12 protein-coding genes are annotated in these 12435 nt (G+C 71.3%); 7 read left to right on the top strand and 5 right to left on the bottom strand.

The window, feature by feature from the left end:
• Positions 1–121: 121 nt before the first annotated feature.
• Both BWI15_RS33190 and BWI15_RS33185 read left to right on the top strand, forming a co-directional pair.
• Positions 122–2044 carry a protein-arginine deiminase family protein gene (locus BWI15_RS33190; RefSeq protein WP_077018450.1) on the top strand — a complete coding sequence of 641 codons (1923 nt, stop codon included), beginning with the start codon at positions 122–124 and terminating at the stop codon, positions 2042–2044.
• The gene (locus BWI15_RS33185; RefSeq protein ID WP_077018449.1) at positions 2041–2907 is read left to right on the top strand and encodes an alpha/beta fold hydrolase; all 867 of its coding nucleotides are present in this window, start codon (positions 2041–2043) and stop codon (positions 2905–2907) included. Before BWI15_RS33190 ends, BWI15_RS33185 begins: the two co-directional genes overlap by 4 nt.
• Here the strand turns inward: BWI15_RS33185 and BWI15_RS33180 are convergent.
• A complete protein-coding gene (locus BWI15_RS33180) occupies positions 2897–3379 on the bottom strand; it encodes a GNAT family N-acetyltransferase (RefSeq protein ID WP_077018448.1) in 483 nt (160 codons plus the stop codon). The two genes, BWI15_RS33185 and BWI15_RS33180, sit on opposite strands and share 11 nt — an antisense overlap.
• A gap of 178 nt (positions 3380–3557) precedes the next feature.
• Here BWI15_RS33180 and BWI15_RS33175 point away from each other — a divergent pair, with 178 nt between their 5' ends.
• On the top strand, positions 3558–4991 hold the full coding sequence (locus tag BWI15_RS33175; RefSeq protein ID WP_237771564.1) for an LCP family protein: 1434 nt from the start codon (positions 3558–3560) through the stop codon (positions 4989–4991).
• Here BWI15_RS33175 and BWI15_RS33170 read toward each other — a convergent pair.
• The 3 genes from BWI15_RS33170 to BWI15_RS33160 all read right to left on the bottom strand — a co-directional run bounded on the left by BWI15_RS33170 (position 4988) and on the right by BWI15_RS33160 (position 7742).
• On the bottom strand, positions 4988–6076 hold the full coding sequence (locus BWI15_RS33170; protein WP_077018446.1) for a winged helix DNA-binding domain-containing protein: 1089 nt from the start codon (positions 6074–6076) through the stop codon (positions 4988–4990). The two genes, BWI15_RS33175 and BWI15_RS33170, sit on opposite strands and share 4 nt — an antisense overlap.
• Before the next feature lie 114 nt (positions 6077–6190).
• Positions 6191–6955: an SDR family NAD(P)-dependent oxidoreductase gene (locus BWI15_RS33165; protein WP_083751153.1), complete on the bottom strand. Its 765-nt coding sequence runs from the start codon at positions 6953–6955 to the stop codon at positions 6191–6193.
• Between the two features lie 103 nt (positions 6956–7058).
• The gene (locus BWI15_RS33160) at positions 7059–7742 is read right to left on the bottom strand and encodes a TetR/AcrR family transcriptional regulator (RefSeq protein ID WP_077018444.1); all 684 of its coding nucleotides are present in this window, start codon (positions 7740–7742) and stop codon (positions 7059–7061) included.
• 119 nt (positions 7743–7861) lie between these two features.
• Between BWI15_RS33160 and BWI15_RS33155 the strand changes: the two genes are divergently transcribed.
• Genes BWI15_RS33155 through BWI15_RS33140 form a run of 4 tightly spaced genes read left to right on the top strand, consistent with a single transcriptional unit; the run spans position 7862 to position 11972 of the window.
• The gene (locus tag BWI15_RS33155) at positions 7862–9451 is read left to right on the top strand and encodes an ABC-F family ATP-binding cassette domain-containing protein (RefSeq protein WP_077018443.1); all 1590 of its coding nucleotides are present in this window, start codon (positions 7862–7864) and stop codon (positions 9449–9451) included.
• Entirely contained in the window at positions 9438–10301 is an 864-nt protein-coding gene (locus BWI15_RS33150) for a Vgb family protein (protein WP_077018442.1), read from the top strand. The genes BWI15_RS33155 and BWI15_RS33150 overlap by 14 nt, the downstream gene beginning before the upstream one ends.
• A gap of 56 nt (positions 10302–10357) precedes the next feature.
• Complete coding sequence (locus tag BWI15_RS33145) at positions 10358–11269, top strand: UbiA prenyltransferase family protein (RefSeq protein WP_077018441.1); 912 nt, start codon at positions 10358–10360, stop codon at positions 11267–11269.
• 22 nt (positions 11270–11291) lie between these two features.
• The gene (locus BWI15_RS33140; protein WP_077018440.1) at positions 11292–11972 is read left to right on the top strand and encodes a 2OG-Fe(II) oxygenase; all 681 of its coding nucleotides are present in this window, start codon (positions 11292–11294) and stop codon (positions 11970–11972) included.
• Here the strand turns inward: BWI15_RS33140 and BWI15_RS33135 are convergent.
• On the bottom strand, positions 11925–12434 hold the full coding sequence (locus tag BWI15_RS33135) for a MarR family winged helix-turn-helix transcriptional regulator (protein ID WP_077018439.1): 510 nt from the start codon (positions 12432–12434) through the stop codon (positions 11925–11927). The two genes, BWI15_RS33140 and BWI15_RS33135, sit on opposite strands and share 48 nt — an antisense overlap.
• Position 12435 lies beyond the last annotated feature (1 nt).

Below are 12435 nucleotides of genomic sequence, written 5' to 3'. Positions count from 1 at the left end.
CGCCCTTCTCGGCGCCGTCCACCGCGGGGTGGAGATCGGAAATCCACCTGCCGGTTTTGATACGGGCGTGTTAGCTTCGCAGTGAAACAGCACGGATGTGTCAAATACGTGGGGAGTGGACATGAAGCGCTGGACGACAGCTCTGACGACGGCCGCGGTGCTGGTGGGGACGACGCCCGCGACGGTGGCTTGGGGAGCGGGTGCGCCGAGCCACGCGGGCCTGCGGGCCGACTTGCGCCCGGACGGGCGGGCCGGCGCGCACGCGGGCCTGCGGGCCGACTTGCGCCCGGACGGGCGGGCCGGCGCGCACGCGGGCCTGCGGGCCGACTTGCGAGCGGATGTGAACCGCGACGGGCTGGTGACGTGGGCGGACACCACCGGCGAGGACTCCTGGTCCACGCGGCGCGGGGCGATCTTTCTCGCGAATGTCGACGACGACGAGCGGCGGTGCACGGTCGACCCCGGTGAGCTCGAGCAGCCCGGCTCCGCCGTCGACGAAAAGCTTGCCGCATGCAACGACGCGGCGGACGAGCGGATCAACGGCCTCCGCGACCGAGTCGACCTGGCGCCGCTCGACGTCCCCGGCCACCGAGACCTGAGCCGATCGTCCACCGGCCGCCTGGACCTCGCCCCCGCGGACAAAGCCCGGATCTTCGACCTTTCCACCGGCCGCGCGGTCACCCAACTGACCGCCAACCAACTGAGTCGCGGAGTGCGACTGGGCCTGGAGGGCCGAGACGTGCTGCGCGACCGCTCCCGGTGGAACGGCACCGTCGCCGTCACGCTGACCGTCACCGATCGCGGCCGGACGGCGACCGACGTCGTGAAGCTCCGCGTCGCCCCGCTGATGCTGCAGAACGACCTGCAGCGCGCCGAGACCGTGCTCGCCGGGAAGCCCAACGAAGGCGTCGGCTGGCCGGGCGAGGCGCCGTACCCGCCGGGCGTGCCGGGTGAGTGGGAACCGTTCGGGAAGACGCTCGGCCAGGCGACCCGGTCGAGCGGCGCGAAGCTGCAGTTCGTGCAGGGTACGCCGGGCGGCTGGAAGGACATGTGGCTGCAGGACACCTTCGAGCCGGCCACCGCGAGCATGCCGGCGCCAGGCGGCAGCCACACGATGCGCGTGCTGATCCGCTCGGGCAACGTCTGGGACTTCGGCACCGCCGGGGATCCGCTGCCGACACCGCGCCCGGCCGGACGACTGCTCTACCGCGACCTGCGCGGCCCGGACGTCGGCATGGTCCAGGAACTCAGCCCGACGGCCTCGCCGGTGATCGACGACCTGCTCAACATGGGCGGCAACATCGAGACCCTCCCGCCGTATGCCGGCTACCCGAACGGGCGTGTCCTCTACGGCGCCGGCGAGCGCAAGCCCGATCCCGGCTTCCTCGAACTCGTCACCGGGCAGGGCTTCCAGGCCCCGCTGCGGATCGACACCTCCTGGCTCGCGATCGGGCACGCGGACGAGACCACGCACGTCGTCCGGGCGAACAACGCTCGCGGGTGGACCCTGGCTGTCGCCGATCCGCTCCTGGCCGAGCAGTTGCTGCGCGACGTCCAGCGCAAGGGTGCCGGTGCGCAGCGGTTGTTCGCCGGTACCAACTCGCCGCGCAAGCCGACTGTCGACCAGGTCCTTGCCGACAGCAAGCAGTTGGCGGCCAACCGGCAGGCGGCCGAACACATCGACGAGCAGCTCGCGGTCCTGCTGAGGGAAACCGGACTGCGCCGCGACGAGCTCGTTCGGCTGCCGGTGCTCTTCGAGTCGCACCCCGTGCTGCCCGGGCTGCGCGCGATGACGCCGGGGCTGGTGAACGGGCTCTCGCTGACCGATCGTCAGTTCGCGGCGCCGGATCCGCAGGGTCCGAAGGTGCACGGCGTTGATGTCTTCAAGGCGTCCGCGGAGCGCGCGTTACGGCGTACCGGCGTGCGGGTGCACTGGGTGGACAACTTCTTCTGGTCCCACCTCGGCGGCGGCGAGGTGCACTGCGCGACCAACGCGCTGCGCGACACCCGCAGCACCGACCGGTGGTGGTTGGATCAGGTGTGACCGCGACGATCAGTACGCCGGACGGGCGAACCGTGGCCTACAGCCTGTACGGCGAACCCGGCGGCGTACCGGTCGTCTTCCACGGCGGCTCCCCGAGCACGCGGTGGAAGCGGCCGGACGTCGTCCGGGCGACAGAGCAGTGCGGAATCCGGTTGCTGACGTTCGACCGCCCAGGGTACGGCGAATCGACTCGGCAGGTCGGCCGGAGCGTTGCCGACGTGGTCGCTGACGTGCGGCTGCTCGCTGAGGCGCAGGGGTGGGACCGGTTCGCTGTCGCCGGTGGCTCGGGCGGCGGACCGCATGCGTTGGCGTGTGCGGCGTTGCTGCCCGAGAGCGTGACGCGATGTGCCGTGGTGAGCGGCATCGCTCCCCCGCTGGTCGACGGGCCGGAGCCGAGCGAGGACGAGGAAGATCCGCGGCGCAACCGCACGTCCTGGCTCGCCGCTCATGGAGGTGAGGCGGCGCTGCGGCCGGAGGTCGAGGAGACGGCGCGGGAGATCATGGCCCTGATCGCCGCGGGTGGGCCGGAGTTTCCGCCGGACCCGCACTCCCCCGAGGGTGGTACGGCCGGGCCGCCGGCGCGCGACGACGCCGACGCGATGGCGCGGTTGCGGGCGACGTTCGTCGACAGCCATGACGGGTGGATCGACGACAATCTGGCGTTCGCCCGGGACTGGGGATTCGCACTCGGCGGGATCGAGGTGCCGGTGAGTCTCTGGTGCGGCTCGGCGGACGAACGAGGTGGTCGGCAGGCAGCACACCTGGCGTCCGCTATCCCTCATGCGAGCAGCTACCAATACGCCGGTGGGCACATGCTGAACGACGCCGCGTACCGGCGGGTGCTGACGTGGGTCAGCGAGTGATCAGCAGGCGCTGGGACGGGTAGTGGCTGTCGACGAAGCCGAGGGAGCGGTAGAGCTGGTCACCGTCCTGGGTGGCGTGCAGCTCGATCTGTCCGGCGTCGGTCTCGTCGCGGAACCAGTCGAGCAGCGCGACCACACAGGCGCGGGCCAGGCCGCGGCGGCGGAAGCCGTGCTCGGTACTGACGTTGTAGAGCGTGCCCCGGAGGGCCGACAGGTCCGTCGGGCTCGGCGGGTGCGGGTTCACGTGGCCGACGGCGTTGGCGACCACGCCGACCGCCGGGTCGTCGACGACGAACGCCGCGAATCGCTCCGGCGCCGCGAGCTGCTCGGTGAAGAAGCGCAGCGCCACCTCGCGCCAGGGTGCGTCCTCGCCGCCGACGTCCATTCCCATCGCCTCGAGCATCAGCCCGCGCAGGTGCACCAGCGCTGCGGCGTCGTCCGGCTTGGCCCGGCGTACCTCGATCTCGGTCACCCGGGAGATTGTGCCGAACTTTCCGGTGCCGGGCGGATTCGAACCAGCGGGAGCTGATCAGGGGCAGCGCCCACCGCCCTGCCGCCGAGCACCGAGTGGAGCCATGTCCCCGAGCGCATCGAGAGCCCGTCGAGCCAGACCCCGGACGAGTCGCCGGCGCCGTGCGGGAGCGGCGCTGGTGATCGCGGTTCTCGGTGTCCTCGTCCCCGGTACGGCGTACCTGGCGGCCGGGCGGAAGCGGCTCGGCGCGGTGATCACCACGCTGAGCGTCCTGCTGGCCGGCGGTGCGGCGTACGTCGTGCTGGTGCGTCGCGACGACGTGATCCAGTGGGCGCTCGACCCCGACGTGCTGCTCGGCATGATCGTCGGGCTCGCCGTCGTCGCGCTGTCGCTGGTCGTCGTGCTGGTGACGTCGTACAAGATGCTGCGGCCGTTGCAGACCGGCGTGCTCACTCGGCTCGGTGGAGCGCTGGTGATCGGGGTGGTGTGCTTCTCGATCGCGTCCGGATCGGCGCTGGGGGCGCAGAATCTGGTCGCCCAGCGCAGCCTGGTGACCAAGGTGTTCGCCGGCGAGAAGTCGAAGAGCGGGACCCGGCCGGCGATCGACCAGAAGGACCCGTGGGCGAACCTGCCCCGGCTCAACCTGCTGCTGCTCGGCGCGGACGACGGCGAGGGGCGCGACGGCACGCGGACCGACACGGTGATGGTCGCCAGCATCGACACCCACACCGGTGAGACCGCGCTGATCTCGATGACCCGGAACTTCATGCGGATGCCGTTCCCGAAGGACCATCCGCTGCACGACGAGTTCCCGACCGGCTACTGGGACCCGTCCAGGCCCGGCCAGGAGCAGCCGGACTACTACCTGGACGCGATGTACCGCAACATTCCACCGAAGTACCGCGAACTGCTCGGCGAGACGGACAATCCCGGCGCCGACGTGCTCAAGCTGTCGGTCGGCGAGGCGCTCGGGCTGAAGCTGCACTACTACGTGCAGATCAACCTGGCCGGGTTCGAGCAGATGGTGACCGCGCTCGGCGGGATCACGGTGAACATCAACTACCCGGTCCCGGTCGGGGGTGACGACGACAAGAACATCCCGCCGGGCCGCTGGCTGCAACCCGGCCCGAACCGGCAGCTCAACGGCTTCGACGCGCTCTGGTTCGCCCGCGGCCGGTACCGCGTGCCCGGCGCCGACCTGGCGCGGCAGGCCCGGCAGCGCTGCACGATCAAGGCGATCGTCGAGCGCGCGACCCCGCAGAACGTGCTGACCCACTACAAGGAGATCGCGGCGGCCGGCGAGCAGTTGATCCGCACCGACATCCCGCAGACCCTGCTCGGCGACCTGGCCGGTCTCGGCGCCAAGGTGAAAACCGCGAAGATCCGCAACATCGACCTGGACAAGAAGAAGAACTTCCCCAACGGCCGCGACCCGAACTACGCCGGCATGCGCACGATCGTCGCCAAGGCCCTGGCGGGTACGCCGTCCAAGCCGTCCAAGCCGGCCAAGCCGGCCGCGACGCCGCGACCGTCGAGCCCGGTCACCCCGACCACCAAGCCGAGCGCCGACCCGGCTGACCTGGCCGACTCGTGCGCCTACCACCCGAGCTAGGTCAGCCGAACTCGGTGGTCGGCCGAGTCGGGCGCCACGAACTTCAGCAGCTCGAGACCTTCTGACTCCACAGCCTGTGGATCCGGCACGGGCTCGAAGAGTTCGACGTCGAGAACGGCGCTGCCGCCGGTGTGCTCGACCTTCCAGATCCCGTGCACGAAGCCGTCGACGAGCAGAGTCGAGGCGATGTACGCACCGACGCAGACGCGGGCCTGCTGCTCCTTCGTCATCACGCGGGACCGGTCGTGGAAGCCGACCATCAGGTTGTCGTACTCCGGCAGGAACCGCACCGGCACCGGCGTCTCCGGGTCAGGTCGCGGCGCGTCCGGCAGGTCGAACAGCTCGACGCCCGACTCGGTCCGGAAGCTGACCAGGCGTGGCCGCAATGAGTCGACGACGTCCCCGAGCCGGCTCAGGCCGGACCAGGCGTGAATGTCGCGCAACGACGCCGGGCCGAAGGCCGCGAGGTAGATCAGGATCAGCCCGGCGGGATCGGGAGCTTGTGGCGGTACGCCGAGCCAGTCCTCCGCGAGGGCGAACGGAGTCGCGCCACCCTTGCGGCCCCACAACCCGTCCGGCGGCGGGTGCACGACCGGGGCGAGGTACTGGAAGGTCCAGCCGAGCGCCGTGGCCTCGTGGTCGGGCCAGCGCTCCTGGAGCTTCTTGCCGAGTTCCGGGCGGGTGAGCGTAGTGCCGCGGAGGGCCGCCGTACCGAGGTCGACCAGTTCGTCGAGGTCGACGCCTTCGGTGCGTTTGCCCCAGCCGCTGCGCTGGACCCGGGCGAGGATCGGGCCGAGGACCGGGCGGAAGACCTGGAAGTCGCCTGCGGTGACGAGGTGCTGGGTGTAGCGCATCAGGCAGGAGCGGACGACCTGCTTGCTGTGCAGGAGATCGGCCAGCTCGTCGGGGTGGAAGTCGGTGAGTCGGGCCCAGAGGCCGATGTACGGGTCCTTGGCACTCTGGGCGTTCAGGCCGGCCAGGGCGTGCACGGCCTCGACGGCCGGGATCCGGTGGCGGTCGAGCAGGAGTTGGCGGGCGAGAGTGGCCCGGTTGAGGGCACGCCGGTCCAGGACCTGTCCGTTCATGGGGACAGCATCGCCGGACCGGCGGGTCAGCGGTGGGTGATCGGCCGCTGGTCGGCGGCCGAGCCCGGTGGCCGATCCCGGCGGCCGAGCCCGGTGGCCGATCGCGGCGGCTGGTCAGGCGTAGCGGACGCCGAGGCCGCCGTCGACGGTCCAGTTCGCGCCGGTGACGAAGGCGGCCGCGGTGGAGGCGAGGAAGCAGACCACCTCGGCGACGTTCTCCGGCGTACCGATCCGGCCGAGCGGGTGCACCGCCAGGGCGGTGTCGCGGGCGCCGGGGATGGTGTCGAAGAACTCCTCGAGCAGGTCGGTGGCGATGAAGCCCGGGCTGACCGCGTTCACCCGGACGTCGTGCGGGGCGACGTCGAGGGCGAGGCTTCGGGTCATGCCGACCAGGCCGGACTTCGCCGCGGCGTACGGGAACATGCCGGCGGTGGTCAGGTTGCTGTGGATCGAGGCGATGTTGACGATCGCGCCGTGCCGGTGCGCGATCATCGCGGGCAGCACCTGGCGGGCCATCAGCCAGGCACCCTTGAGGTCGACGTCGAAGACGCTGTCCCACTCCTCGACGGTCATCGCGGTGGCGTCGGCGTACGCGTTCTTGCCGGCGTTGTTGACCAGGACGGTGATCGCGCCGAGCGTGCCGACGAGGTCGTCGACCGACGAGCGGACCGAGGCCTCGTTGGTGATGTCGCCGACCACGGCGGCGACCTTCGCGCCGGTGCCGGCGATCTCCTCGGCGGTCGCGGTGAGCTCGTCGGGCAGGATGTCGAGCAACCCGACCGCGGCGCCCTCCTCGGCGGCCTTGACGGCGATCGCTCGCCCGATCCCGCGCGCCGCTCCGGTCACCAGCACGACCTCGCCGCTCAGACGTCCAGCCACTCCAGCCTCCTTCATCGGTGTAGAGGCAGCCTAAGCCGATCCGGCGGGTGGCTGCAGGGCTGGAGTCAGGGAGGCGGTCGACGCCGGCCGCGGAGGGGTGGAGTCAGGTCCGGCGGTAGAGGCCGGCGGTAGCGGCTGCCGCGGTGGCGCGGGCCCAGTGATCGGCCTCGGCGAGGGTCATCGGCGCCCGGCGGAGGATGAACTGGTGGTAAAGAGGTGAGGTCGCGGCCATCAGGACGCGGTCGGCGTCGGTGTCGGCGGGAAGTTCGCCGCGGTCGATCGCGCGGGTGATGATCGTGCCGCTGCGGCGGTAGCGGTCTTCCCAGAAGCGGCTGAGTGCCTCGGCGGCGGCCGGCGAGCGGAACGAGGCGGCGATCACGGCGGTGGTCACCGTGGTCCCAGCCGGCGCGTCGGCCGAGTCAGCCCGCCCTTCCGCGGGCGACGCCGAACCGGTCAGTGCGGACCGGACTTCGCGGTTGAGCGCGACCAGATCGGTGAGCAGGCTGCCGGTGTCGGCCGGCGCCCAGGTGTCGTCGCGGCCGGCTTCGAGCAGGTCGACGAGCAGACCGTCGACGGTTTTCCAGCGGCGGTAGATCGTCGTCCGGTGGACGCCGGACCGCGCGGCGACGCCGTCGATCGTCAACGCGTCGTAGCCGTGCTCGGCCAACTCCTCCTCGACCGCGCTCAGCACCTCCGCTCGCACCCGCGCGGTCCGTCCGCCCGGGCGGCGAACGGCCGTCCCCGAGCCGTCGCCGGAGAAGGGGGTTGCGTCCGCGAGGCCGGTCATGGTTTCATCTTAATGCAACAGCCGTCGCATTTAGGAGTAGCCAGTGATCCTCTGACCCGCCGATGTTCCGGTGGCCGCATCCGGTCCACCGTGCGAACCCGCGCGTCAGGAGGACACGTATGTCTACCCAGCTGTCGGTGCACCACCTTTCCAAGTCCTACGACCACCGGCTCGTGCTCGACCAGGTCGACTGCGCGTTCCCGCCGGGGCGGATCAGTGGGCTCATCGGCGAGAACGGCTCCGGCAAGTCCACGCTGCTCCGGCTGCTCGCCGGCGTCGAACGTCCCGACGACGGGTCGGTCACGCTGGTCGCCGACGGCGGCTTCGGCTTTCTCGCGCAGGAGAATCCGCTGCCGCTCGACCTCGACGTCGCCGCGGTCGCGGACCATGCCCTCGCCGACCTCCGGGCGCTCGAGGCACGGCTGCGTGAGCTCGAGCATTCACTTGCCGAGGGCAACCTTTCCGTGCTGACCGAGTACGGCGAGGTGCAGCACGCCTTCGAGGCACGCGAGGGATACGACGCGGACGCCCGGCTCGCGAAGGCGATGCACGGCCTCGGACTGTCCGACCTGCCAGGCGATCGACGGCTGGCCGAGCTGTCCGGGGGCGAGCTCGCGCGGTTGCATCTGGCCGCCGTACTGGCTGCCTCACCGGAGGTGCTCCTGCTCGACGAGCCGACGAACCACCTGGATCTGTCGGCGACCGTGTGGCTGGAGGACCATCTACGGTCGCGCTCCGGTACGACGGTCGTGGTGTCGCACGACCGGGCGTTCCTGGAGCGGGTCGCGTCGACGTTGTTCGAGGTGGACGGCGACACGCACCGGATCACGCGGTACGGCAACGGCTATGCCGGATACCTGGCCGAGAAGGCGGCCGAGCGGGCACGCGCCGAGCAGACCCGGCAACTGTGGGAGGACGAGGTCGCCACGATGAAGGCGACCGTGCGGACGACCGCGGACCGGGTCGCGTACGGGCGGCCGATGAAGGACAACAACAAGGTCGCCTACGACCGGGCGACCGGTCGGGTGAACGAGGCCGAGCGCAGCAAGATCCGCAACGCCAAGGAGCGGCTGCGGCGGCTGGAGGCGGATCCGCCGCCGGTGCCGGCCAAGCCGCTGCACTTCACGGCGTCGCTGCGCACGGCGGGCGCTGCGGCCGGCGTACTGGTGGAGGCGGTGGAGGTCGCCGTCGAGGGCCGGCTGCGGCCGATGTCGCTGGAGGTTCCGGCGGGTGGACGGTTGCTGATCACCGGCGCGAACGGCGCGGGCAAGTCGACGCTGCTCGACGTACTGGCCGGGCGGTTGGCGCCGGACCGAGGTCAGGTCGAGCGGCGGGGGCGGCTCGGCTATCTGGCGCAGGAGGTGACCGAGGCCCGGCCGGACGAGACCTTGCGGACGGCGCTCGCGCGGCATCGCGGTGCGGCAGGGCTCGGCCTGTTTCGGCAGGACCAGTTGCAGACCAGGGTCGGCGCGCTGTCGACCGGGCAACGCCGCCGGCTCGCGCTCGCCCGCCTGCTGACGTCGCAGTACGACGGCATGCTGCTCGACGAGCCGACCAACCACCTGTCGCTGGTGCTGGTCGAGGAACTGGAGGCGGCGCTCGACGACTACCCGGGCGCGCTGGTGGTGGTCACCCACGACCGCCGCTTCATCTCCCGCTGGCGCGGCGAGATCCACACGATCGAGGAGGGCTCTCTTGTCAGTCACTGAATTCCAGGTCGGCGATCCCGGCGAAGGCCCGTACGGCGTGACGCTGCGCGGCGCGGAGGTGTGGACGACGCTGGTCCACGCCGGCGCCGTCGCGCGGCTCGCCGACGGGACGGTCGACCGCGTGGACCTCGGCGCGCCCGGCAGCCGCCCGAGCGTGATCGCCGCCGGGCCGGACGGCACGCTGTGGTTCACCCGCTCCGGTGACAACACGATCGGCCGGTACGACGGGGAAACCGGGTCGGCGATCGAGGTGCCGAGCGGTTCGCCGTACGGGGTGTGTGCCGGGCCGGACGGGGCGGTGTGGTTCACCGTGATGGATGCGGACGTGATCGGACGGATCGGCGCGGACGGGACCGTGAGTGAGTTCCCGATCGGGACGAGCGGCGGATTCCCGGCGATGATCACCAGCTACCGCGGCGAGTTGTGGTTCACGCTCAACGCCGCGAACGCGATCGGGCGGATGACGGTCGACGGTGTCGTGACGACCTACCCGTTGCCCACCGAAGGAGCCGGGCCGGTGGGCATCGGCGCCGGGCCGGACGGCGTGTGGTTCGTGGAGATCCTCGCGGGCCAGGTCGGGCGGATCGACTCGGACGGCGTGATCACCGAGATGCCGTTGCCCGATCGGGGCGCCAAGCCGCACGCGGTGGCCGCGACGGCGGACGGCGGATGCTGGGTGACGCTGTGGGGCGCGGGGTCGCTGGTGCGGCTCGACGCGTCGGGTGCGGTGCGGGAGACCGTTGCCCTCGGCGACGGTTCCGAGCCGCACGGGCTGGCGGTCGCGCCGGACGGATCGGTCTGGGTGGCGCTCGAGCGGGGTGTCGTTGCGCACGTTCACCCTGACGAGTGAGGTGATTCACCCGCTGGAGGGAGGTGCGAACTGGTGCCGAGGAGCAGTGTGGAGCTGTGACCACACTGGCGCCGGTTCGCCCTCGTCCCCGGCTGCGGGACGTGCTTCTGGTCGGCCGCCCGGCGTTCTGGATCGTGTCGGTCGTGCCGTACTACGTGGGAATCCTGCTGGCCACGCACCGGCTGGTACCACCGTTCGAGCTGTGGCCGCGGCTGGCGCTCGGCGCGGTGGTGATGGGCCCACTGCTCTGGCTCGCGGTGCTCGCGATCAACGACGCGCACGACCTGCCGGGTGACCTGCTCAACCCACGCAAGTCGAAGTCGCCGTTGCTCGACGGTCGGGTCACGGTCGCCGAGGCGAAGAAGCTGGCGGCGTACGCCGGAGTCGCGTCGCTGCTGGTCGGCGCGTTCGTCGGGTGGGTGTTCACCGCGGGAGTGTTGTTCGCGCTCCTGCTCGGCTGGGCGTACAGCGCGCCGCCGCTGCGGCTCAAGACCCGCGCGGGCTTCGACGTCGCGTCGAACTCCCTGGCCCTCGGCGCCTTCGGCCCGCTCGCGGGATGGGCTGCGGTGACCCCGGACCTCGGCGACTTCCCGTGGGTGATGGCGTTGCAGGGCACGCTCGCGGCGATCGGCCTCTACCTGCCGACGACGCTGGCCGACCTGCCCGCCGATCGCGCGGCAGGCTACCGGACGATCGCCGTCCGCCTCGGCGCCGGCACGACGTACCGGATCGGGTACGCGGCCTGGATCGCCGCCGCCACCCTGTCGGTCCTGCTCGCCGCCCTCGACCACGTCATCCCCCGCAGCATGCTGATCCTCGAGGTGGTGATGGTCCCGGTCCTCGTTGTCGCCTACCACCGGCTGATCGGCCCCGGCCAGACCTTCCGCCAGGTCATCGTGCTCGCCAGTCTGTTCTTGATCCCCTGCGCCACGTTCGCCCTCACCTACACCGGCGTCCTCACACTCTGACCGGCCGAACCGTTCTACCGGCATGGACTGGGACCAGCTGACCGAAGACCTCGACGACGTCGGCTGCGCGCTGACCCCGCCGCTGCTCACCGCGGAGCAGTGCCGGGAAATCAGCGGCTGGTACGACGAGTCCGAGCGCTTCCGCGCGACGATCGACATGGCGCGCTACCGCTTCGGCTCCGGGCAGTACCGGTACTTCGCGTATCCCCTGCCCGAGGTGATCGCCGAGCTGCGCGCGTCGTTCTTTCCCCACCTGCTGCCGATCGCACGCGCTTGGGCGGAGAAACTCGGGCAGCCCGCGCCTTGGCCCGACTCGTTCGAGCAGTGGCTGGACGACTGCCATCGCGCCGGGCAGGAGCGGCCGACGCCGATCCTGCTCAGATACCAGGCCGGCGACTGGAACGCCCTGCACCGCGACCTGTACGGCGACCTCGTGTTTCCACTGCAGGTCGTGATCGGGCTGGATCGGCCCGGAATCGACTACGACGGCGGGGAGTTCCTGCTGGTGGAGCAGCGCCCGCGGGCTCAGTCGCGCGGGACGGTGACGTCGCTGCCGCAAGGGCACGGGTTGATCTTAACGACCCGCGACCGGCCGGTGCGCTCGACCCGCGGGTGGTCGACGGCGCCGGTGCGGCACGGGGTGAGCACCGTGCGGTCAGGGCTTCGCCACACCCTCGGCCTGGTCTTTCACGACGCCGCCTGACAGGTCGCCCGCGTGCTCGGTGATGCGGGCGTGGAACGAGCGTCGCGTGAGGGCTGTCTGAAGTTCGGTCAGGAAGGTTTCGAGAGGGACGGGAAGTTCCTTGTCGAGCGTGGTGATGGCGGCGGTGGTGGCGGCCCACTCGGCTTCGATCAGGGGCAGCAGGGAGCGGGTGCGGTCGGTGAGGTGGACGACGCGTTGGCGGGCGTCGGCCGGACCGGGTTCCTGGGTGGCGAAGCCGGCCTTGGTGAGTTGGGCGACGGTCTGGCTGGCGGCGGAGTGGGTGACGCCGACCGCGTCGGCCAGTGCGCGCACCGAGAGCGGGCCCTGGGCAACCAGCGTGCGGACGATCGGCGAGAAGCGCGGCCGGTAGTCGGCCAGGTCGAGGTCGCGGTAGAGCTTCGCGACGTCGCCGTCGAGCTGGTCGAGCAGGTGCCGTAACCGGATGCCGATCGCGCCGTCCACG

Source organism: Kribbella sp. ALI-6-A (genome assembly GCF_001984195.1).
GTDB lineage: Bacteria > Actinomycetota > Actinomycetes > Propionibacteriales > Kribbellaceae > Kribbella.
The sequence above is the reverse complement of the archived record's forward strand: the minus strand, read 5'-3'. Positions and strand labels throughout refer to the sequence as shown.